The following is a 23179-nucleotide window of genomic DNA, read 5'->3' as shown; positions in this document are numbered from 1 at the left end:
AAGACTTTTAAGTTTATATGGGTTGCCATTTATATGGATGGCATATTGGTTAACTGATTTTCAGTAATGCTCTCTAAATTAGATGAAAAATATATTTTATCAAATATTTTTTATCAAAATTCGAAAATATCTACTGATATTAGGTCTATAACAAATAAATTGAACAGTCATTCAAAATATAATCGTAACATGGGCAGAAATAGTATTAAAGATGAGCGTCGAAAAGAGATAATTCAAAAGTATTACTTTGTTGCAAAAAAGGAAGGATTAGAGAATACCTCGATTGCAAAAATTGCTTCAGAAATGGAGATTAATCCGAGTCTTATCATTCATTATTTCAAGAATAAAGAAGAGCTCAATTATGCTTTAATCGATTATATTCTAGAAAAGTATCTGGTTATATACAAAAGACAAAAATTGTCAGGCCAAGACCTAAGAGGCTATTTAATTGACCTTATCGATAAATTATTTTCAAAAAAATGGAATGCTCTTTTTAATGATAGCATATTCTATAGCTGCTATGCCATGGGCTTTCGGGACAAAAAAATTAAGGGGAAATTCAAAAGGCTACATGATTCTTTGCGAGTGCACCTTGCTGAGGTATTAAGTAAATGTAAGGAGGCAGGTATAGTAGATATAGAATCTCCGGATGCTACAGCAGATTTAATTTATGTTTTGGTGGATGGAGCCTACTATTATTTAAGCTTAGTATCAGAGAAAGAGGAATACGAAACCAAGTTAAATATACATCGGAATTACGCTTTTAGAGCCTTAAAACTAAAATTATGATGCAATTTCACTTTTATCACCACGCTTCCAATAGGGTTTTATAAGGCCATATAAAGCAATGATGATCCACATAGAGTTTGAGGTAATATTCGGCATGTCATGAAAGTAAAGTGCGCTAATAACTAAACCTGTTCCACCCATAACATTGATTCCCTGGTAAATCCAGGAATCAAACTTGACAGTTTTTGTGTTTAATAGCAAAAAGCCTACTGTACAACAAGCGACGCCTATCCAACCTATAACGGCTACAACATTTTCCATTCCCATAATCAATTGGTAATTAGTATAAACGAATATAGCCTTTACTCAGCAAAATAGAGTAAAGGCTATATAAACTTATTTTAATTTTACTATTGTTGTTAAATTTCTGCGTAAGCTTCCATTGGTGGGCAAGAACAGATTAATGTTCTATCACCTTGAGAATCATTAACACGACCAACTGAAGGCCAGAATTTATTAACTCTTAAGTATTCAATTGGATAAGCAGCTGTTTGACGTGAATAAGGTCTATCCCACTCATCACCTGTAACAACTCTTGCGGTATGTGGCGCATTTTTTAAGACATTATCTTTTTGGTCAGCTTCAGCATTTTCAACTGCAGCGATTTCAGCACGGATGCTGATTAATGCATCACAGAATCTGTCTAATTCTGCTTTTGATTCAGACTCAGTTGGTTCAACCATTAAGGTTCCAGCAACAGGGAAAGAAACTGTTGGAGCATGGAAACCATAGTCCATTAAACGTTTTGCGATATCCGCAACTTCGATTCCTACATTCTTAAATCCACGACAATCCAAGATCATTTCGTGAGCACAACGACCATTAGCACCGGCATATAACACAGGGTAGTGTTGCTCTAAACGCGCTTTGATATAATTAGCATTTAAGATTGCTTTTTTAGTAGCATTTGTAAGTCCATCAGGTCCCATCATGGCAATATAAGCATGCGAGATCACCAATATGGACGCTGAGCCAAATGGAGCGGCAGAAACGGCAGAAATTCCTTCTTCACCAGAGATTTCTACGATTTCATGGTTAGGTAAAAATGGAACCAAGTGTTTTGCAACACCGATAGGACCCATACCAGGACCACCACCACCATGAGGAATACAGAAGGTTTTGTGTAAGTTCAAGTGACAAACATCAGCTCCAATATAACCAGGGCTAGTCAACCCTACTTGAGCATTCATATTCGCACCATCCATATACACTTGACCACCATTTTCATGGATAATATTACAGATCTCAATGATTGGTTCTTCAAATACTCCGTGAGTAGAAGGATAAGTAACCATTAAAGAGTTTAAGTTAGCTGCGTGTTCAGTAGCTTTAGCTTTCAGGTCTTCAACATCGATATTTCCACGTTCATCACATTTCACGACAACCACTTTTAATCCAGCCATTGATGCCGAAGCAGGGTTAGTACCATGTGCAGATGCAGGAATCAAACAGATATTTCTATCGAAATCACCACGGCTATGATGGTAAGCACGAATAACCATTAGACCAGCATATTCACCTTGTGCACCGGAGTTAGGTTGGAAGGACATCTTCGCAAATCCAGTGATTTCACACAACCAATCATTCAATTCATTGATCAATTGCATATAACCTGAGGTTTGATCAGCAGGAGCAAATGGATGTAAACCACCAAATCTAGCCCAAGTAACAGGCACCATTTCAGTCGTTGCATTCAATTTCATTGTACATGATCCCAAAGGAATCATAGAATGACACAATGAAAGATCTTTTGCTTCTAAAGACTTGATATATCTCAACATTTCACTCTCAGAGTGATAGCTGTTAAATACAGGATGTGTTAAAAATTCTGAAGCTCTTTCTAAATGCTCAGGAATGGAAGTTCCTAATTCATTTACCAAGGCATCCATATCCACATCACTAATTGTTTTGCCTTTAACTTTAGCAAATACCTTAACGATCGTTTGGATATCTTCGAAAGTTGTTGTCTCATCGATGGAAATACCTACAGTTCCGTCTTCGTAGTAGAAGTTTAATTCATGATTTAATGCTTCGCTTTTCAAACCACCAACTTCATTTCCTAAATCGAAACGTAGCGTATCAAAATACGATGCATTTACTTGCTTGTAACCTAGAGATTGGATTGCTTTATCCGCTAATTTTGTTAAATCATTGATGCGTTGAGCAATGTTCTTAATTCCCTTAGGTCCATGGTATACGGCATAAAAAGATGCCATAATAGCTAATAAAGCTTGGGCAGTACAAATGTTTGAGGAAGCTTTATCTCTACGGATATGTTGTTCACGCGTTTGTAGAGCCATTCGCAATGCATATTCACCGTTAGAATCAGAAGTAACTCCAATAATTCTTCCCGGGATATTACGTTTGTAAGCTTCTTTCGTAGCGAAGAATGCTGCATGCGGGCCTCCAAAACCCATTGGTACACCAAAGCGTTGCGAGTTACCTACGACTACATCAGCGCCCCATTCTCCTGGAGGAGTTAATAGAGCTAATGACATCAAGTCAGTAGCTACACAAACTGTAATTTCTTTATCATGAGCATACGCTGCAAATTCTTTATAATCATTTACAGTACCATCAGCTGCAGGATATTGAACGAAAGCAGCAAAAACATCGTCTGTTAAGTTTTCAACAGTCAGATCTGCTACACGGATTTCAACACCAAAAGGCACAGCTCTAGTTTGTAATACATCTAGTGTTTGAGGATATACATTTGGAGTAACCAAAAACACATTTGCGTCTTTGTTTTTACGCGTACTGTACAACATAAACATTCCTTCAGCTGCTGCAGTAGCCTCATCCAATAGGGAAGCATTTGCAATTTCAAGGCCTGTTAAATCTGAAACCATTGTTTGGAAATTCAACAATGCTTGCAAACGACCTTGAGCAATTTCAGCTTGGTAAGGAGTATATTGAGTATACCATCCTGGATTTTCAAATACATTACGTTGGATAACACCTGGAAGGATAACATCATTATATCCTTGACCGATATATGATTTGAAAACCTTGTTTTTTTCTGCGATTTGAGCAATTTTCTCCAAATATGCAACTTCACTTAGAGCTGCAGGAAGTTTTAAACCTTCTTTTTTACGAATTTGTGCTGGAACGGTTTGTTCGATTAATTCATCCAATGAACCAACTGAAAGTACGTTCAACATTTCCTCTACCTGCGCAGAACTTGGACCATTATGGCGATCCTCAAATTTTTCTTGGTAAAATACGTTACTCATTTTAAGAATTGATTGTAACTTTTGAGACTGATTAACTATCTGTTATCCAAAATATTTCAATAGATTTTCTATTAGAAATTTTAGATGTGCAAAGATACGCTTTTTATAGGTAATTTTTTAAGCCAGCACCTATGGGAAAACTTTTATTATCACATCAATCGATTGCATATTTTTTTGAATATCGATTAACAATACTAGAATAAATTTAGAATTGTTATAGCTTTTCAGCCCATTCATTTTAAATGAAACAATTTAAGGTTGAAGAAGCTTCTGAAAAGAATATGGTCCATATGACTTAACTATTAAAAAAACTTCAAATAAACATTGAAATCATTCCATTTTCTGCATTGAACCCCCTCTTTTTAATGTTTTTATCCCACAATTACCGTCTTAAATATTAAATATTTACAATAATTTTTTCACTTATATTTAAAATCAGAATCTTTGCTAATTTAGGCTGAATCAATTAATAAATTATATGCTTAAATTAAACGTGAGGAATGAAACCAATCGTTTGTCTGCTGTCATTCTTGGCATTGCAAATAACAATGGTCCAACTCCAACGGCCCAAGATGCTTATGACCCCAAATCTTTAGAACATATTCTTGCTGGAACCTATCCAACGGAAAGCGATATGTTGCATGAATTAGAGTCCTTTAAACAGGTTTTGTTGAAATATGGCGTGGAAATTTATCGCCCAGAAACAATCGCCGATCTAAATCAAATATTTACTCGTGACATTGGCTTTGTCATTGATGATTATTTTGTAAAATCCAATATCCTCCCCGATCGTGCACAAGAATGGGAAGCCATATTGTATATTATCGATCAAATTGATCCGGATAAGCTAATTACTGCACCAGAACACATCCATATTGAAGGTGGCGATGTAATATTATGGAAGGACTATATCTTTATTGGAACTTACACCGCAGACGATTATTCTCAAATCAATACTGCTAGGACTAATATTCAAGGAGTAGAATTTATTAAAGAGAAATTTCCGGAAAAGACGGTGATGGGCTTTGACCTAATTAAATCCATGACCGACCCCAGATCCAATGCTTTACATCTGGATTGCTGTTTTCAACCTATTGCAGAGAATAAGGCAATTATATACCCAGGTGGATTTAGAAACCCTGAGGATTTTCAACTTTTACTTGAGCTATTTGGCGAAGAAAATGTCTTTCAGATTACAGCTGATGAAATGTATCAAATGTTCTCTAATGTTTTTTCAATTTCACCGAATGTTATAGTGAGTGAAGAGCGGTTTACCAGACTAAATAATTGGCTGCGATCTCAAAATATTATAGTTGAAGAAATCCCTTATCACGAAATAGGAAAACAAGAAGGCTTATTACGCTGTTCTACATTACCATTAATAAGAAAATAAAATGCAAACTACCAATACAATCCTGATGGTCAGGCCTTTCTATTTCCGTAGAAATGAGGAAACTGCTGTAAACAATTTTTTTCAAGCTGAAAATGAAAAAACAGACCGACTATCGGATCTGGCCATTACTGAATTTGACAACTTTGTAAAATCACTTAAAAATGCTGGGATCAAAGTCTTGGTTGTTCAAGATTCAGGCAAATTAGATACTCCAGATAGCATTTTCCCAAATAATGTCATTTCATTTCATGTAAATAAATGTATTCTGTATCCCATGTTTGCTGAGAACAGAAGGAATGAACGAAAACTAAATTATATAGGAAAGTTGGATCAACTTGGGAGGCATTATGAAACCATTCAAGACTATACGCCCAACGAAGAACAAAAGAAATTCTTAGAAGGTACAGGATCAATGATCTTGGATCGGGTAAATAAAATCGCTTATTGCTCCTTGTCAGAACGAGCAAATGAGGAGTTGTTTCATATCTTCTGTAAAGACCAGGGCTATAAACCAGTGGTTTTCCATTCAACCCAAATAGTTGGGGATCTGCTATTACCAATTTATCATACAAACGTTATGATGTCCGTAGGGACTAACTTTTGTGTTATTTGTTTAGAGACAATTAGAACTGTTGAAGAAAGGGAACTTGTGATTTCTCAATTGAAAGCCACTGGAAAGGAGATCATTGAAATTACAGAAGATCAGATGAATCATTTTGCTGGAAATATTTTAGAGGTAAAGAATATTGATGGGGAACCAATCATCTGCATGAGTTCTCAGGCATTTGAGGCTTTTGAGGATGAGGAGATAGAATTACTGGAACAACATGGATCAATCGTCCATGCTCCACTGTTCAGTATAGAAAAATATGGTGGTGGTAGCGCCAGATGTATGATGGCTGAGGTTTTCTAGTTAGAAAACCTCAGTTTTAAAAACTATCTTTTGCGATTTCTCTACGAACTCGGCTGAGGCTTTCTGGTGTAATTCCCAAATAAGAAGCAATCATCCATTGCGGCACCCTAAGCAATAAATTAGGGTATAATTCCATAAATTCTAAGTAACGCTCTTTTGCCGTCATGGCTAGCAAGGAATTTATCCTTCTTTGCAGATAATAGATACTTCTCTGCAAGGAACGTTCTGTGAACATCGCAAAATCAATACGCAATTTGGCGGCTTCAGTAAAGAATTTAGGATGCAAAAACACCACTTTGCTAGGTTCAATAGCTTTGATGTAATACAATGAAGGTTCATCAAAATAGACGCTTGAGCGATCTCCCATTAACCAGTTTTCAGGAGCAAATTGAAGAATATGTTCAACTCCTTTTTCATCCAGGGACAAGAACTGCAATAATCCTTCTTCAACAAACAAAAAATGCTTACAAACCTCCCCTGCCCTTAGAATATATTGGTTATGAGATAATTCTCGGAATTCAAAAAAAGGGAGTAACTGCTCAAAATCACTCTCGGTTAAAAAAGCCTTTTCCGTATAGTATTTATAGAAATTGCTTTTCAATAACACTTCCATTTTCATATTAATATAGTATAGTGAATTTGAAATCTAATGGATTGAAATTCTTGACTAAATCAGGAATTAAATCATCTCCGTGTTTTAAATATAATTCAGCAAAATTCTCAGTCCGCTCTTGCAACCCACCTCCGGGAAACAGCTTTTCCTTAATTCTATCTATCTGAATTAAAGCATCTTGATGATTCCTTTTTTCTGCTTTTAATAATTTCTTTTCTAAGTTGTTGATGGCTTTTTTAAGCCTTGCCTTTACCGCATCTGTGCTTGGTCCTAAGCTAGGATCAATCTTATGGGTCCTTAATTTTATCTTTCCAAAGATAGCATTGAATTCCATCCATTCATCCTGGAGGTTCAACCTATGCTTGGTAATACGCTTTACGTAATCCTTTTTAAGAGTTTCTGATGGCTTGAATATGCTTTTAAAGGTAAAGTCTAACCTAAAGATCTTACCAGCTAATTGGTCATCCGTAATCAATGCGGAATTCCTTGGAATCAAGATAGGGAACTCTACTTTGTATTGATCAAAATTCGCCTTCAATTGCAACCAATAAACGATTTCTGCACCTCCTCCTATATATGCTAGATTAGGTAAAATCAACTCTTGATACATTGGTCGCATCACGACATTAGGACTGAATCTTTCTGGATGATCATGAATCTCCTTTTTTAATTCATCCTCACTGAAATAAAGATTCTGATGTAAAACCTCATATTTCCCGTCTGGACCACGAACAATCCTTTCCCGAAAATCATCTGTCAAATAGAAAAAATTGATTTCACGAGCATGAACTTGGGTTGCAAACCCCAGTTCTAATAGCTGCTCTGAGCTCTTTTCAATCGCTTTGAAGCTCTTTTCTTTCAAAATATCTTCCTCCATAATCGGAGCAAATAATTTTTTAAGACCTTTTCTATCAGCATCAATTATTACGAGGCCGTATTGCTTGAACAAGGAGTTCACAAAAACTCTTGTGGCATCAGCAAGACTCAATTCCTGTAAATAGGCATCACTTACAAGATCTGTAAGTACGGTGGCATTTTCAGAAAGACCGAAAGTATTACAATACTGTTTTACAGTATCGACAATACTTGCGGTGTCCATTCTACCTGTTGCTGAATGAGATTCCACATCCCAAGAGATCTTTTTACCAAACGCTTTCGTGTGATTGATTTCTTCAAAGTCATGATCTTCGGTTGCCATCCAGTAAACAGGAACGAACTCATTTTCTGGAAAAGCCTTTTTAAGATCTTCAGCCAGCTTAATTGCAGTGACTATTTTGAAGATAAAGTATAATGGACCTGTAAATATATTTAATTGGTGACCAGTTGTAACCGTGAAGGTATTTTTATCCTTAAGTCGGATAATATTTTGAGCAACCTCTGGAGAAGAGGCTAATAATTCAGCATATTGATCACTCAAATTTTGAGTCAAAATTTCTCTATGAGCGAAATTTTTCTTTTGGCTAATTTGATCCTTAAAACCATTTAAATCGGGCTTATTCCCATAAAATGCAGCCAGCTGCGGATTATGGCTTAAATAGGCTATTAAGGTTTTGGAAAAACTATTAGTGTCGCTGTAATCAATATATGTGGCTTTCATCTACCTCTTTTAAACTTTTACAAATGTATAGGCATTCAGTATACAAAATACAAAAATTTAAAAAAAGCACGACTACTTGCCACAAAAGTTATAGTTATTTGACAATGTTGCCATACAGATCAAAATCTTCAGCCCGGTCTACTTGTACTTGTACAAAGTCCCCTATTCTAGCATAATTTGATTTTGCCTCTAAAACGACCTCATTATCAACCTCTGGAGAATCAAACTCAGTTCTTCCAATAAAATAATCACCATCTACTCTGTCGATCAATACTTTATACGTATTTCCAACTTTTTCCTGGTTTATTTCATATGAAATTCCTTGTTGAACTTCCATAATTTGGTCAACCCGATCTTGCTTAACTTCTTCCGGAACATCGTCTTCCAAGTTATGAGCATGAGTTTTTTCCTCATGTGAATATGTAAAACAGCCCAAGCGATCAAATCTTGTCTCTTCTACCCATTCCAACATCTCTTGAAAATCTTGTTCTGTTTCACCAGGGTAACCACAAATTAGTGTTGTTCTCAAGGCGATATCAGGAACTTTATCGCGGATTTGATTAACTAGGTCGATTTGCTTTTGCTTGCTTGTCCCGCGACGCATAGAAGTCAACATGCGATCAGAAATATGTTGCAACGGCATATCTAAATAGTTGCAAATATTAGATCTTTCGTTCATTGCATCCAGGATATCCATTGGGAAACCCGATGGATAAGCATATTGCAAACGGATCCAGTCAATTCCTTCAACGTCTGATAGATGACGTAATAAATCAGATAAATTACGTTTTCCGTAAATATCAAGACCATAATAAGTAAGATCTTGAGCAATCAAAATAAGCTCTTTAGTGCCATTTGATGCCAAAAACTTCGCTTCCTTAACTAAATCATCAATAGATTTAGAAACATGCTTTCCGCGCATTAAAGGTATTGCACAAAAAGAACATGGACGGTTACATCCTTCTGCAATTTTAAAATAAGAAAAATGGGAAGGGGTAGTTAATAGTCTTTCGCCAAGTAATTCATGACGATAATCTGCCCCTATGCTGGAAAGTAATTCTGGAAGATCATTGGTGCCAAAAAAAGCATCAACACTAGGAATCTCTGATTCTAGTTCAGGCTTATATCGTTCCGACAAACAGCCTGTGACAATAACTTTATTAACCTTGCCTTGATCTTTTAATTCTGAGAATTGAAGAATGGTATCAATAGACTCTTGTTTCGCATTATCAATAAACCCACAGGTATTAATAACAACGATATCGTTAGCTTGGATATTGGAAGCTTCGTGGACCACCTCCATCTGATTGCCTTTTAATTGGCCCATCAGAACCTCACTATCGTGAATATTTTTTGAACAACCTAAGGTCACCACGTTTACACGAGGTTTCACAAAGCTTGTTACTCTTTTTGTTTGTTTTGTTTTCATATTATGATGTAGACTATTTAAACAGGGAGTCTACAAACTCTTTTTTGTTAAACAACTGTAAATCACCGATCTTCTCTCCTACTCCAATATATTTTACAGGAATTTTAAATTGATCCGAAATCCCAATAACTACTCCGCCTTTTGCTGTACCATCTAATTTGGTCAGTGCTAAAGCATTTACATCTGTCGCCTGGGTAAATTGGGTTGCTTGCTCGATGGCGTTTTGTCCTGTAGAGGCATCCAAAACCAATAATATCTCATGTGGGGCATCAGGAATAACCTTTTGCATTACATTTTTTATCTTGGTTAATTCATTCATCAAGCCCACCTTATTATGAAGCCTTCCAGCAGTATCAATAATGGCTACATCATCTCCATTGGAAACTGCAGACTTTACGGTATCGAAAGCTACAGATGCAGGGTCTGAACCCATAGGTTGTGCAACAACACGAACCCCTACTCGTTCTCCCCATAATTGGATTTGATCAACCGCTGCTGCTCTAAATGTATCGGCAGCCCCCAAAACAACTTTATTGCCAGCTTCTTTTAGTTGATGAGCTAGTTTTCCAATCGTTGTGGTTTTTCCAACGCCATTAACACCTACAACCATAATTACATATGGTTTCTGATTCCCATACTCAAAGGATTCGAAATCGTTGCTGTTATTTTCAGCCAACAAACCTTGAATTTCATCCTTTAATAAGCGATTTAAATCATCTGTAGTTACATATTTATCCTGCGCAGCACGTTTCTGAATACGGTCAACAATCTTCAAGGTCGTCGTGACACCAACATCAGAGGTTACCAAAACCTCTTCAAGATTATCCAAAACTTCGTCATCAATGGTAGACTTCCCTACTACTGCTTTGGTAATTTTGGAGAAAAAACCTTCTTTGGTTTTCTCTAAACCTTTGTCTAGTGCTTCTTGAGCCTCAGGCGTTTCTTGCTTCTTTTTAAAAAAATCAAATAATCCCATGATGGATATGTTATAGATGATGGATCAGAACTGTATCAAAGATACTTAAATACAGAATACTAAAAAAGCCCTTTTGGTGCTCCCAAAACGGCTAATTATAAGATTTTTAAAGAAAAACTTTAAAAAAAGGAATATCTAACTGCTTATTTTGAAGCCGCAGCAACAACCTCTTTTACTTTGTCATTGTGTACCATACTTTCTTTGAAAGTATAAGCGCCAGTTTTTGCAGATTTAGCTGTGATAATTACCTTAGTAAACTCTTTACCACCACCTTTTTGTAATGATGCAACTGCTTTCTTTGCCATGGTATAATATTTTTTAGATGAACCTAAAGGTTCATGTGTTTATTACTTAATTTCTTTGTGAACTGTTACTTTTCTCAATACTGGGTTGAATTTTTTCAATTCTAAACGCTCAGTTGTGTTCTTTTTGTTCTTTGTGGTAATGTAACGAGACATTCCTGGAAGACCACTTTCTTTGTGCTCAGTACATTCTAAGATTACTTGTACTCTATTTCCTTTTTTTGCCATTGCCTTACTTTATTTATACCCTCACGGGTGAATTTCATGATTCTATTTTCTGTTGATATAACAGGCTATCTATTAAATGTGACCTTTTTTAATAAATTTCTCGATAGATGCTGTAATACCGTTTTTATTAATCGTCTTAATAGCCGATGTAGATACTTTTAGAGTAATCCAACGATCCTCTTCAGGAATATAAAAACGTTTAGTCTGTAAATTAGGATAGAATTTACGTTTTGTTTTAACGTTCGAGTGAGATACGTTATTTCCTTTTAATGCCGTCTTGCCTGTTAAATCACAAATTCTTGACATGATATTCGATTTTTTATTGTTGTTCTAATTCAATTATCGTTCCTCAGAAACGAGTGTGCAAATATCTATATTTCTTTTGGGAAATACAATAATAAATATCGAAATATTTTAAAATGATGTAGAAAAGGGTCAGAAGTCAACAAAATTACTGTATTTTGCATTATTATTTATATCGAGGCTTACAATAGTTTTCAACAATTCACAATGAACAAGTTTTTAATACGAGGATTAGCTTTTACTTTGATCGGAATAGGCTGTATCTATTATGGGATCATCCTCATGCAAGCCGAAAACAATTGGTACAAACTTTTGCTTACAGTCGGAGTCATTGCATTTGGTGTCGGTTTTATTACGTTAATTTATCGCTTATTTAGAAAAATTGATCGAAACACACTTCTGGACGAACGCAAAAACACAAATAAAAAATAGAGTAGAACCTGATGCTCCAACAAACCAAAGGGATAACTTTAAAAGTCACTAACTACTCCGAAAGTAGTGTTGTCGCTCAAATTTATACTGAAGCTTTAGGTTTACAGTCCTATTTAATCAATGGCGCTCGAAAACCTAAAGCCAAAATTCCATTTAATATCCTACAACCATTTCATCTTTTGGAAATGGTGGTTTACAATAAGGAAAACAACAACCTCCAAAGGATCAAAGAGGCTCAACAGGTCCCGGTCCTCAAATCCATTCCATTAGATATAGTAAAAAGTTCAATAGCGATGTTCTTAAATGAAGTCCTATATAAGGTATTAAGACATCAGCATCCAGAACCGCAACTTTTCCATTTTCTAGAGAATGCAATAATATGGCTCGATGAAAGTCAAAGTGGTCTTGCAAATTATCATTTGGTATTCCTTGCAAAACTAAGTCACTATTTAGGATTCAAACCAATAGTTAGCAACTTACCGTATTTTGATTTATTGGAAGGACAATTCGTAACAACCCCTCCGGCTCACTTCCATATTATCCAGGAACCATACAGCTCTACATTCAGAGAAATTTTACAAAGTAGCTTTTCAAATTGTAACAAAATAAAACTAAACAAGGCAGATCGCACTTATCTTTTGCAAAAACTTATTGATTACTACAGGCTTCATACTGAAAACTTTGGTGAAATAAATTCTCTATATATTCTTGAGGAAATTTTTGGAAACTAGGTCTTTTTTACTGCTTAAAATACATCCAGTTTTATTTTATGCTTAGTAAACTATTGGCTCTAAAAACTTATCAAATAAAAAACCCGTTGAGATTATTCTCAACGGGTTTTCCACAATAAATATATTGAATCTAATTCTTAGATAAGTTTTACATTTACCGCGTTCAAGCCCTTACGACCTTGTTGTACTTCGTAAGAAACATGGTCGTTTTCACGAACTTTGTCTACTAATCCAGAAACGTGAACGAAAATTTCACTCTCTCCAGAATTTGGAATGATGAAGCCGAAACCTTTGGCTTCATTAAAGAATTTTACTACTCCTTCTTGCATAATAATTACTATTGTTTTTTTAAAGGTATCATTATTTTTTGAATACCAATTAAATTTAATCGTTAAATGTAGTAAACATTTCTGAATATTTTACTGCTTATTTTTTCTATCGATAATTTGGAAAGGTTTTTGCCATAAACAATTTATTTAAAAAGATTATGAAAAAATTAATTGCACTAATAGCGGTAGTAGGTCTTGTGACCTCTCTAAACGCTCAAACTATGAATATGGAAAACAGTAGAAGAGTAGCAACTCGTGGATACGCAGAAAAAGAAGTAACTCCGGATATTATTTATCTATCAATTTCTTTGAAAGAGTATTATCAGGATGGTAATACCAAGAAAAAGGTGGGTATTGATCAATTGGAAAAACAACTTTTCGATGCAGCTATGAAAAATGGCGTTAAAAAAGAAGACTTTACCGTTCAAAACATCTACAGCTATAATGCCGAAACAAAAAAGAAAAATAACGAACTACTTCAGGCTCGACAATATCGCATTAAGGTAACTGACCTTAAAAATTTAAACCCAATGTTAGAAGAAGTGGACGCAAAGGGTCTACAAAGCACTAATATTTCTGGATATGATCATACTCAGAAAAAAGAAATCGAGAAAGAATTAAAAACAATCGCTGTTCGCGATGCTAGAACAAATGCTGAAATTTTAGCGGCTGCTGATGCAGAAAATGTTGGGAAAGTGATTGTAATCAATGATAATAGCAGCTTTAACTGGAACGATATCCTTCCTCAACCTCGTATGTATGCCATGTCCGCAAAAACAGCTAACGCTGAAATGGCCAGTGACGAACAAGGTTTGGATATTGAAGTTAAACCTATAAAACTTACTTGTAATATAGAAGCTGTATTCGAGTTAAAATAAAAATGACAAAAGAACATTCTTATAAGCTAGAAAAAATTGATAAGGATTTCCAATGGGTAAAACGACTATCTGTACTTATGGATAGTCGTTTCCGCATTGGAAACTTCCGATTTGGATTAGACCCCATCTTAAACTTTATCCCTTTTGGTGGCCAAATCGCAACATTTATTATTTCATTGGTCCTTGTTTCAGTGATGTATCGCAACGGAGCTAGCAGCAAAGTCGCTGTAAAAATGTTGATGAATGTGACTTGGGATGCTTTATTGGGATCAATTCCTTTATTTGGAAATATCTTCGACTTCTTCAATAAGGCTAATGAAAAGAACATAAAACTATTAAGAGAGCATTATTACGATGATAAGCATCAAGGAAGCGCAAAAAACATTCTTATCGCACTTGGGGTCGGTCTTTTCATAACGATCGTTCTATTTATTTATGCGATGTATGCCTTAACCATTTGGCTATTTGGATTGATATTTTAGCTCTTTCTACCTAAAATAAACTATTTTTGCAGCTATGAGTAAAACAAGAATATTTGCCTTATTGGGAGTAGTAATACTCTTAGCAGCTGTATTTACTAATCCTTCCAAGGAAAAGATAAATGACAAACTAACTCTGAAGGCAAAGGAAATCCTGAAAAAGCAAATGGACTATAAGCATCAAGATGCTGTTGATTTTGGAATGATGCTGATAGGAGACCAGGTAGTCAATGAATTTGTCAATAATTACACTTACACCGAAAATTACTATATCTTCTCTTTGACCAGAATTAACTGGAACAGTGAGAAAGTAATCATTGGTGGGGGAGCTTTTGGTCAGGTTTGGATCAGTTCTAAAATTGATGAAAAGGCTGGAATGTTGATTGATGCATTAAAAAAATAGCAAATGCTCGAAATTCTTTTTGAAGATGAGGATTTAATAGCCATTAATAAACCTCATGGCTTATTGGTTCATAAGTCATCTATCGCTGCCGACACATCTGAATTTGCCCTTCAATTATTAAGAGATCAAATTGGTAAAAAGGTTTATCCAGCACATCGCCTAGACCGTAAAACAGCAGGAGTACTTTTATTTTCTCTAAATAAGGAAATGGATAGTGCTATCCAAACGGCATTTTCACAAAATCTCATTAAAAAAGAATATTTGGCGGTACTAAGGGGCCATACTGAACCTGAAGGAACGATTGATTATCCGCTGAAAAAAGAGAATGGAACAATTCAAGAAGCTTTAACCCACTATAAAACCTTGGCGCAAACTGAAATTGACCTTCCCTTTGGAAAATTTCAGACTTCAAGATATTCATTAGTGCTTGCAGAACCACAAACTGGAAGAATGCATCAATTGCGAAGACATTTCGCACACATCTTTCACCCAATAATAGGGGATAGGCCGCATGGTTGTAATAAACAAAACAAGCTTTGGAAAGACACTTTCGAGCATGACACCATGTTGCTCCATGCCAAAAAAATACAATTCAAACACCCAATAAATCAACAAGATATCATTATTGAAGCCAATATTCAACCCGAATTCCAAAGAGCATTGGATTTACTGAATATCAATTCATTTTAACTTCAATCTCCTATTGAGATTCGGTCATTTCTAATCCTATTTTACCCTTCTATACTTAACAAGTAAATACTTTATACTAAATACTATTTCCACGTTAATTTTCCTATTTTTGTATCAATTAAAAATCATTAATTAAATATGAAAAAAACTGCGTTAACAGACGTTCATATCGCTTTAGGTGCGAAAATGGTTCCTTTCGCCGGATTTAATATGCCAGTACAATATTCTGGTATCAACGACGAACACGAAACGGTGCGTACCGCTGTAGGGATGTTCGACGTAAGTCATATGGGTGAATTCATCTTAAAAGGTGAAAAAGCTTTAGATCTAATCCAAAAAGTATCTTCTAATGATGCCTCTAAATTATATGATGGCAAAGTGCAATATGGATACCTTCCTAATGAAAATGGTGGTATCGTAGATGACTTTTTGACCTATAAAATTGATGACAAAACCTATTTATTGGTTGTAAATGCGTCCAATATTGATAAAGATTGGGACTGGATCAGCAAATTCAACAGCGAAGGCGTTGAAATGAAAAACATTTCTGATGAAACTTCTTTGTTTGCTGTTCAAGGACCAAAAGCTGCTGATGCACTTCAAAAACTTACTGATATCGATTTGGCACCAATGGAATACTATTCTTTCCAAAAAGGAACATTTGCGGGTGTAGATAATGTTTTGGTATCTGCAACTGGATATACTGGAGCTGGTGGATTCGAAATCTATGTAGCAAATGAAGATGCTGAAAAAGTATGGAACGCTATCATGGATGCTGGAAAAGAATACGGAATTAAACCAATAGGTCTTGGTGCAAGGGATACTCTACGCCTTGAAATGGGTTTCTGTCTTTACGGAAATGATATTGATGATAATACGTCTCCTTTAGCAGCTGGACTTGGATGGGTAACTAAATTCACTAAGGATTTTGTTAACTCTGATAACTTGAAAGCTGAAAAAGAAAAAGGTGTTTCTCAAAAATTAGTTGGTTTTGAAATGATTGACAGAGGTATTCCTCGTCATGATTATGAAATTGTAGATGCAGAGGGAAACAAAATTGGCCGTGTAACTTCTGGTACACAGTCGCCTTCATTGAAAAAATCAATCGGTTTAGGATATGTAGATACAGCATTTGCGAAAGAAGGAACGGAGATTTTTATCTCTATCCGTAACCAACCTATCAAAGCTATCGTTAAAAAACCTCCTTTTGTAAAATAAGGACTCGGTTTCAAATTATAAGACAAAAGAAAAAGGGCTATTATTTAGCCCTTTTCTTTTGTTTCTTCATTTCTTGTTGTGCTAATCTAGCTTTCTCTTCCTGCTTGGCTCTTACATCTCGATTAACTTGCTTCAATAAAACAACCTTCAGATAAATCAAGACCACTAATAAAGCGACCGATATCCCTAAATATAATAACTGTCCACTGTTATAACCTGCCCAAGCACTTAATACCAAAAATACAATTCCTAGATTAAGCAGTAAATTCAATATAAATTTCTTCGTCATTTCTTCTTTATTTCTTTATATCCTGTCACTTTTTCCCGAAGGAAATAAAAATACACTATTCCCGCTAAAATATTGCCTAAAATAATGAATAACACAATCATTAATCTTTCGCCATTGGAAATCCTAACTGATTTCATAACCTCTAATAACACTAAAACAACCCAAATCAAGGATAATAGCGCCGATATACTTAATAGGATAGGAGCGAAGCCTATTTTTAACAAAAAAAGACAGATAGAAAGTATATAAAAAGTCAGACTAAATAGGAATGCCTGTTTAGTCTGATGGAATAATTTATTCATAAAACAAAGTTAAGGATAAAATCCCTACCAGCTTTATGGGAAGATACCTAATTCTTTGTAAGATTCTCCAACCTTGTTAATCGCACAAATAAAGGCTGCTGTTCTTAAATCTTCAACCCCTTCCATGCTTTTCCAAATCTGATGAATCTCGTGGTATGAACCTATCATCGTATCTTCTAATCCAGAATATACTAAATCAACCTCATCTGGACCACGTAATATAATCTTGCGTTCTAATTTGGATACTTTCTGGTTCGTCATCGATTCGATGATATTCAAAATCTCAGCATACATGTTCTCGCTGAATCTCTTTTCTAAACGACCATAACGAACATGGCTTAAATTCTTTAACCATTCAAAATATGAAACGGTCACCCCTCCAGCATTCAAATAAATATCAGGAATTACCAATTTACCTTTGCGGTTGAAAACTTCATCTGCTTCTGGGGTCAGTGGCCCATTTGCAGCCTCTCCGATGATTTGGGCTTGAATTCTTTCTGCATTATCACCGTTGATTACAGATTCTAAAGCCGCAGGAATCAAAATATCACATGGATATTCCAATCCTTTCGATGAATCTTCAATATTTGTTGCTCCTGGAAAATTTAAAATGGAACCTGTCGTTTTTCTATGGGCAACAACTTCCTCTAAATCTAATCCGCCTTCATTATAAATAGCGCCTTCATATTCAATTAAACCCACCAAGATGCAACCCGCTTCTTGAAAATATTTTGCCGCGTGATAACCTACGTTTCCTAATCCTTGAACAATAACCCTTTTCCCTTCTACTCCGACTGTAAGGCCTAGTTTAGCCATGTCTTCTTCGATTTTACAAGCCTCCTTCACACCAAAAAACACTCCTAAACCAGTCGCTTCCGTTCTTCCCCGAACCCCACCTTGTGAGACGGGCTTTCCTGTAACACATGCTTGAGCGTTAATTTCATTCGGATTCAAAGTGGTATAGGTATCAACGATCCAGCTCATTTCACGAGCGCCAGTTCCATAATCTGGTGCTGGTACATCTGTCCCTGGACCAATGAAATTCTTTTTGACTAATTCTGTAGTGTATCTCCGCGTTATTTTCTCTAATTCATACTCACTATACTTCTTCGCATCGATCTTTACACCACCTTTTGCTCCACCAAATGGAACATTCACAATAGCACACTTGAAAGTCATTAATGACGCCAATGCCATAACCTCATCCTGATCAACCTCCATACTAAAGCGAATACCACCTTTACAGGGTAGTTTATGATGTGAATGTTGAACACGGTAAGCCTCTATTACCTCAACATTATCACCTATCTTAACTGGAAACCTAACACGTAAAATAGAATTACATGCCTTTATTTGTTCGAGGATACCAGAAGAAAATTTTGTGAACTTGGCCGCTTTGTCAAAGTTACGACCCACTCCTTGAAAGAAGCTGTAAGTTGTGTTGGATTGATTTGACATAAATTATGTTTTTGTTTATTCTTGGAATAATACTATAAAGTTACTGCTTTTATAATTTTAATAATACTCAATAGATTAAAAACATAATTTTTAAATAAATAATAAGGATAACGACTTAAAATTATTATTTAAGCAACAAATTGCCCTAAAAATAAAAAGCTCAAGGTAACCTTGAGCTTTTTATTGATTTGCTGTTTCTTAATATACATCCATCTCCGGATCAAATGCCTCTTTCCAGGCTAAAATTCCGCCTTGCAGGTTGGATAAATTCGAAAATCCTTCCTGTTCTAATAGCATAACCGCCTGTGCGCTACGCTTTCCTGAACGACAATGGATAACAACTGGAATATCTCTTGAAATCTTATCTGATTCGATAACAACTCCTGACAATGGAATGTTTACACCATTTAGATTAGATACTTCATATTCGAAAGGTTCACGAACGTCGATTAATTGAAACTCAACATTGTGATCCATCATGTCCTTTAATTCTTGAACGCTAATTTCTTTCATAGTAAGCTTTTTATCAAATATAAAAAAATTAGCATCAAACGCCCTGCCAATACTATAGAATTTTTATTAATTTCATTGCAAACATTTTTTTCATGAGAAAACAACTCTTAGCTCTCTTATCTTTAACCATTTTCCTTAATATTTGCCTTGCGCAGGAAAAGCAGATAACAAGCACTGAAAACATTTCTAGAATCTTGAATACCCTCGCATCGGATGATATGAGAGGCCGTTCGGCATTAAACTTAAATGACATCGCTAATGCAGCTGATTTTATCGCCGCAGAATTTAAAGAAATAGGACTTAAACCATATATCGGAAATAATTTTCGCCAATCCTTTCTGGTCAATCGCTCTAACGTTTCGCAACAGAGCGTAATACTAGGTGATAAAAAATTGAATGATGATGAGTTTTTAATTGTAGGCAAGTTAAACGAACCTATTACTCAAAAATCATCTGGCTATGAAAACATTAAAATTAGTGCTGAAGATGATTTCTCACAAAAATTCCGTGAAATAGTTCAGCAGAATCCTAACAAAGCAATCATTCAGGTTGATAAAAAACATGCTCCCTTTTTGGCAAGATTCAAAAAAATTTACAACCGAGAGAGTGTTGTAATCAAAGGACAGGAAAAAAAGGAGTCTGCACCTAAAATCTTTATAGTAGCAGATGAAATACCAAAAAACCAAGAAATCAAACAGACCATTAAATCAGAAGAGTTTGAAATGTTTAATGTCGCGGCTGTTCTTCCAGGAAAGTCTAAGCCGGATGAATATGTAGTAATTTCTTGTCATTACGACCATATCGGCATCTTGCCAGCAGTAGAAGGTGATTCAATTGCGAATGGAGCTGATGACGATGCCTCCGGTACAACGGCAATGATCGAATTAGCAAGATACTACAAGAAATTAAACAATAATGAACGGACCATCATCTTTGTCGCTTTCACAGCGGAAGAAATTGGAATGTTTGGTTCGAAATACTTTTCCAACAATATCGATCCTGAAAAAGTTGTGGCAATGATAAATATTGAAATGATTGGAAAGGACTCTAAATTTGGTCCCAATAGCCTTTACATTACAGGCTATAAGGCTTCCAACCTTGGACAATTAATGCAGGAAAACCTGAAAGGCTCTGAATTCACTTTCCATCCAGATCCATATACTACGCAAAATCTATTCTACCGCAGCGATAATGCTGTGTTAGCAGCACTAGGAGTTCCTGCTCATACATTCTCAACATCGCAAATTGATAAAGATCAATATTATCACACGGTGAAGGATGAAGTAAGCACACTTGATATAAACAATATCAAATCCAGTATAGAAGCAATTGCAACTGGTGCTATTGGAATCATCAATGGAACACAAACCCCAAGCAGGGTCGAAAAATTAAGAGATTAAAAAATAAGGGCGTATTAAAATACGTCCTTAAATTTTTTTTCGCATGATATAATCATCCAGAATAAATTCATAATAAGGAATATCGACCTCCTCAACAACTCTAAAACCCTGTTTTAAGTAAAAATGATAGGCATTATTACTTCTGTTGACATTTAATTCCAATTCGGATAATCCCTGTTTTCTCGCTTCTTCTGCTGCAAAGTCAATTAAAAGTTTTCCAAAACCTTTTCCTTGTGTGCTTGGCAATAAATATATCTTCTCAATCCTCAATAAGTCTTCCTTTGGTTCGATTCCAATAAAACCTACAGCCTCATCATCATCGATCAATAGGTAAAAGGTTGATTTCAGTACTATAGAAGCTTGAATCGCTTCCACAGAATACATCCTTTCCAACATAAAATCTATTTGCTTCTTAGACAAGATCTCTTGATATGTAGGATACCAGATTGAATGCGCAAGCTGTTGAATCAATTCTGCGTCTTCCTTATTGGCCTTAACAATCTTGATCATAGCTCCTCAGTGATAATAAAAAAATCTTCTTGATTAGGTATAGTAACGAATCCATCTTGTAAAACAACATAACAATTGTCGTTCTTCAAAGTTAGATTATGTTGTTCTGATAATGTCTCATTAAGTTGTTCAAATTTCAAATTAAACTCCTTCGGTAACCATTTTTCATAATTCTTTAAAAACATGGTTTTCCCATGATTGTTCAACAAATTGATATTGAAATCTGCTAAGTTGGAACTATAAGGATCAAATTGAATATCAGCGGTCAGGATATTGACAGCAAAGTTTTTCTTTTCTTTTAGGTAGGAAAATAAAGGTTCAATAAAATTATCTGAATAGGGGATAAGCAATATGTTTTCCTCTAGAATGCCTTCCTCTAATCCTTGATTATCTAAAATCACATCAATTTTTATCTCGCGTGATTTAAGACCCTCATAATGTTCCGCCAGGGTAATAATGGTAGGACTCCATTCCAATAACTGATTAAGATACTCCTCATCCAAACAGTTTGGATGAGCAATAAACAGAGCCGGTTCTTGGTTTTCTCGAACGATATGATGAGAAGACATAATTATTCTCCTAAATAACGAACTGCAATATAGGACATCAAACCGATACTTGTTTGAAGTGCGGTTTCATCAATATCAAAAGTGTTGGTATGAACTGCTGAACTGATACCTTTCGCTTGATTCCCTGTTCCCAATCGGTAGAAACAAGCATTTGTTTCTTGGGAATAGTAGGCGAAATCTTCCGCTGCAGGCCATAAATCAAGTTCTAATACGTTATCTCCACCAAGGTACTCTACCGCATACGATCTGGCAGCTTCTGTTATCTTGGCTTCATTGATTAAGAATGGATAACCCTTTCTGATTTCAAAGTCACAGGTAGCCCCCATGCTTTCAGCAATCCCAACTGCCATTTTATGCATTTTAGCGTGCGCATCTTCCCTCCAGTTCTCGTCAAAGGTCCTAAAGGTTCCTTCCAGATTAACCTCTTCAGGAATCACATTGGTAGCTCCATTTCCAATAATTTTACCCCAAGATAAAACTGTTGGAGTTCTTGGATCCGCATTTCTACTTACAACTTGTTGTAATGCTGATATTATTTGTGCTGTAATAGCAATAGGATCTATATTTTGATGTGGCATTGCTCCATGTCCACCTTTCCCACGAATCGTCATAAACAATTCATCACAGGAAGCCATGTATTTACCTGAACGAAAGCCAACCTTACCTGATTCAATAAATGGCATTACGTGCTGTCCTACGATGCCCTGCGGCTCTGGATTCTGTAAAACCCCTTCTTTTATCATTAAAGATGCTCCCCCAGGAAGCCTCTCTTCACCAGGCTGAAAAATAAGCTTTAAAGTACCGCCAAACTCCGACTTCAATTCATTCAAGATCTTGGCCACCCCTAATAAGGACGAAGTGTGAACATCATGCCCACAAGCATGCATTACACCTATATTCTTAGAGCCATAAGTTCTTCCTTCTACTTCAGTAATAGGAAGTGCGTCCATATCGGCTCTTAATGCTAAGACCTTATCAGATGGCAACTCTCCCTTAATTAATGCAACAACACCCGTATTGGCCATGGACCCAAATGGAATACCCAAATCGGTCAATACCTGTTTGATAAAGGCTGAAGTATTATATTCTTCAAAGGAAAGTTCAGGGTTCTGATGTAGAAACCTTCTGTTGTTTACCGTATCTTGAAAATAAGATTGGGCTAATTCTTGAATTTTTTGTTTTGAAATTGGCATGTCGATCCC

Annotated in this window: 26 protein-coding genes; 10 read left to right on the top strand and 16 right to left on the bottom strand. The window is 35.7% G+C overall.

What is annotated here, in order from left to right; all coding sequences use genetic code 11:
* The first annotated feature begins 66 nt into the window (after positions 1-66).
* A complete protein-coding gene (locus PZ892_RS00225; RefSeq protein WP_277711868.1) occupies positions 67-789 on the top strand; it encodes a TetR family transcriptional regulator in 723 nt (240 codons plus the stop codon).
* Here the strand turns inward: PZ892_RS00225 and PZ892_RS00220 are convergent.
* Both PZ892_RS00220 and gcvP read right to left on the bottom strand, forming a co-directional pair.
* Positions 784-1056 (bottom strand): hypothetical protein, encoded by a 273-nt coding sequence (locus tag PZ892_RS00220; protein WP_277711867.1) that lies wholly within the window; start codon positions 1054-1056, stop codon positions 784-786. The two genes, PZ892_RS00225 and PZ892_RS00220, sit on opposite strands and share 6 nt — an antisense overlap.
* 92 nt (positions 1057-1148) lie before the next feature.
* Positions 1149-4022 carry an aminomethyl-transferring glycine dehydrogenase gene (gcvP, locus tag PZ892_RS00215; protein ID WP_277711866.1) on the bottom strand — a complete coding sequence of 958 codons (2874 nt, stop codon included), beginning with the start codon at positions 4020-4022 and terminating at the stop codon, positions 1149-1151.
* 478 nt (positions 4023-4500) lie between these two features.
* Here gcvP and PZ892_RS00210 point away from each other — a divergent pair, with 478 nt between their 5' ends.
* Together PZ892_RS00210 and PZ892_RS00205 are read left to right on the top strand one after the other, a co-directional pair.
* Positions 4501-5415, top strand: coding sequence for an arginine deiminase family protein (locus PZ892_RS00210; RefSeq protein WP_277711864.1), 915 nt, complete (start codon positions 4501-4503; stop codon positions 5413-5415).
* 1 nt (position 5416) lies between these two features.
* Positions 5417-6328, top strand: a complete 912-nt coding sequence (locus PZ892_RS00205) for an arginine deiminase-related protein (RefSeq protein ID WP_277711863.1) — start codon at positions 5417-5419, stop codon at positions 6326-6328.
* Positions 6329-6344: 16 nt separating this feature from the next.
* Here PZ892_RS00205 and PZ892_RS00200 read toward each other — a convergent pair whose 3' ends face one another.
* The 7 genes from PZ892_RS00200 to rpmB all read right to left on the bottom strand — a co-directional run bounded on the left by PZ892_RS00200 (position 6345) and on the right by rpmB (position 11779).
* The gene (locus tag PZ892_RS00200; protein WP_218823976.1) at positions 6345-6947 is read right to left on the bottom strand and encodes a Crp/Fnr family transcriptional regulator; all 603 of its coding nucleotides are present in this window, start codon (positions 6945-6947) and stop codon (positions 6345-6347) included.
* A 1-nt stretch (position 6948) separates the two neighbouring features.
* Positions 6949-8538: a bacillithiol biosynthesis cysteine-adding enzyme BshC gene (gene bshC, locus PZ892_RS00195; RefSeq protein WP_277711862.1), complete on the bottom strand. Its 1590-nt coding sequence runs from the start codon at positions 8536-8538 to the stop codon at positions 6949-6951.
* 94 nt (positions 8539-8632) lie between these two features.
* Positions 8633-9967 carry a 30S ribosomal protein S12 methylthiotransferase RimO gene (gene rimO, locus PZ892_RS00190; protein ID WP_277711861.1) on the bottom strand — a complete coding sequence of 445 codons (1335 nt, stop codon included), beginning with the start codon at positions 9965-9967 and terminating at the stop codon, positions 8633-8635.
* 13 nt (positions 9968-9980) lie between these two features.
* Positions 9981-10943 (bottom strand): signal recognition particle-docking protein FtsY, encoded by a 963-nt coding sequence (gene ftsY / locus PZ892_RS00185; protein WP_094258635.1) that lies wholly within the window; start codon positions 10941-10943, stop codon positions 9981-9983.
* A gap of 143 nt (positions 10944-11086) precedes the next feature.
* Positions 11087-11248 (bottom strand): DUF4295 domain-containing protein, encoded by a 162-nt coding sequence (locus tag PZ892_RS00180; protein WP_094258636.1) that lies wholly within the window; start codon positions 11246-11248, stop codon positions 11087-11089.
* Positions 11249-11290: 42 nt separating this feature from the next.
* Positions 11291-11473: a 50S ribosomal protein L33 gene (gene rpmG, locus PZ892_RS00175; RefSeq protein WP_002998409.1), complete on the bottom strand. Its 183-nt coding sequence runs from the start codon at positions 11471-11473 to the stop codon at positions 11291-11293.
* Between the two features lie 72 nt (positions 11474-11545).
* The gene (rpmB, locus tag PZ892_RS00170) at positions 11546-11779 is read right to left on the bottom strand and encodes a 50S ribosomal protein L28 (protein WP_094258637.1); all 234 of its coding nucleotides are present in this window, start codon (positions 11777-11779) and stop codon (positions 11546-11548) included.
* Positions 11780-12219: 440 nt separating this feature from the next.
* On the opposite strand from rpmB, the gene recO reads away from it, so the two are divergent.
* Positions 12220-12939 (top strand): DNA repair protein RecO, encoded by a 720-nt coding sequence (recO, locus tag PZ892_RS00165; RefSeq protein WP_182497789.1) that lies wholly within the window; start codon positions 12220-12222, stop codon positions 12937-12939.
* 137 nt (positions 12940-13076) lie between these two features.
* On the opposite strand, the gene PZ892_RS00160 is transcribed toward recO, so the two are convergent.
* Positions 13077-13268, bottom strand: coding sequence for a cold shock domain-containing protein (locus tag PZ892_RS00160; protein WP_093100014.1), 192 nt, complete (start codon positions 13266-13268; stop codon positions 13077-13079).
* A 158-nt stretch (positions 13269-13426) separates the two neighbouring features.
* Here PZ892_RS00160 and PZ892_RS00155 point away from each other — a divergent pair, with 158 nt between their 5' ends.
* The 5 genes from PZ892_RS00155 to gcvT all read left to right on the top strand — a co-directional run bounded on the left by PZ892_RS00155 (position 13427) and on the right by gcvT (position 16936).
* Complete coding sequence (locus PZ892_RS00155; protein WP_182497788.1) at positions 13427-14146, top strand: SIMPL domain-containing protein; 720 nt, start codon at positions 13427-13429, stop codon at positions 14144-14146.
* 2 nt (positions 14147-14148) lie between these two features.
* Positions 14149-14628 carry a DUF4112 domain-containing protein gene (locus PZ892_RS00150; RefSeq protein ID WP_182497787.1) on the top strand — a complete coding sequence of 160 codons (480 nt, stop codon included), beginning with the start codon at positions 14149-14151 and terminating at the stop codon, positions 14626-14628.
* 34 nt (positions 14629-14662) lie between these two features.
* Positions 14663-15028, top strand: a complete 366-nt coding sequence (locus PZ892_RS00145; protein ID WP_182497786.1) for a hypothetical protein — start codon at positions 14663-14665, stop codon at positions 15026-15028.
* Positions 15029-15031: 3 nt separating this feature from the next.
* Entirely contained in the window at positions 15032-15718 is a 687-nt protein-coding gene (locus PZ892_RS00140; protein ID WP_094258643.1) for a pseudouridine synthase, read from the top strand.
* A 138-nt stretch (positions 15719-15856) separates the two neighbouring features.
* A complete protein-coding gene (gene gcvT, locus PZ892_RS00135; RefSeq protein WP_182497784.1) occupies positions 15857-16936 on the top strand; it encodes a glycine cleavage system aminomethyltransferase GcvT in 1080 nt (359 codons plus the stop codon).
* A gap of 40 nt (positions 16937-16976) precedes the next feature.
* Here gcvT and PZ892_RS00130 read toward each other — a convergent pair whose 3' ends face one another.
* The 3 genes from PZ892_RS00130 to PZ892_RS00120 form a co-directional block, all read right to left on the bottom strand.
* Positions 16977-17225, bottom strand: coding sequence for a DUF6358 family protein (locus PZ892_RS00130; RefSeq protein WP_094258645.1), 249 nt, complete (start codon positions 17223-17225; stop codon positions 16977-16979).
* 335 nt (positions 17226-17560) lie between these two features.
* Positions 17561-18985: a Glu/Leu/Phe/Val dehydrogenase gene (locus PZ892_RS00125; protein ID WP_182497783.1), complete on the bottom strand. Its 1425-nt coding sequence runs from the start codon at positions 18983-18985 to the stop codon at positions 17561-17563.
* Positions 18986-19183: 198 nt separating this feature from the next.
* On the bottom strand, positions 19184-19498 hold the full coding sequence (locus PZ892_RS00120) for a rhodanese-like domain-containing protein (RefSeq protein WP_182497782.1): 315 nt from the start codon (positions 19496-19498) through the stop codon (positions 19184-19186).
* 92 nt (positions 19499-19590) lie between these two features.
* Between PZ892_RS00120 and PZ892_RS00115 the strand changes: the two genes are divergently transcribed.
* Positions 19591-20898 (top strand): M20/M25/M40 family metallo-hydrolase, encoded by a 1308-nt coding sequence (locus PZ892_RS00115; RefSeq protein WP_094258649.1) that lies wholly within the window; start codon positions 19591-19593, stop codon positions 20896-20898.
* A gap of 27 nt (positions 20899-20925) precedes the next feature.
* On the opposite strand, the gene PZ892_RS00110 is transcribed toward PZ892_RS00115, so the two are convergent.
* The 3 genes from PZ892_RS00110 to PZ892_RS00100 are packed head-to-tail and all read right to left on the bottom strand — an operon-like array spanning position 20926 to position 23170.
* Positions 20926-21408: a GNAT family N-acetyltransferase gene (locus tag PZ892_RS00110; protein ID WP_277711859.1), complete on the bottom strand. Its 483-nt coding sequence runs from the start codon at positions 21406-21408 to the stop codon at positions 20926-20928.
* Positions 21405-21977, bottom strand: coding sequence for a hypothetical protein (locus PZ892_RS00105; protein WP_277711858.1), 573 nt, complete (start codon positions 21975-21977; stop codon positions 21405-21407). The genes PZ892_RS00110 and PZ892_RS00105 overlap by 4 nt, the downstream gene beginning before the upstream one ends.
* A 2-nt stretch (positions 21978-21979) precedes the next feature.
* Positions 21980-23170: a M20 family metallopeptidase gene (locus PZ892_RS00100; RefSeq protein ID WP_277711857.1), complete on the bottom strand. Its 1191-nt coding sequence runs from the start codon at positions 23168-23170 to the stop codon at positions 21980-21982.
* Positions 23171-23179: the final 9 nt, after the last annotated feature.

The organism is Sphingobacterium sp. WM (genome assembly GCF_029542465.1).
In the GTDB taxonomy this organism is placed as follows: domain Bacteria; phylum Bacteroidota; class Bacteroidia; order Sphingobacteriales; family Sphingobacteriaceae; genus Sphingobacterium; species Sphingobacterium cellulitidis.
Note: the sequence above shows the minus strand (reverse complement) of the source record. Positions and strands in the feature narration are given on the sequence as shown.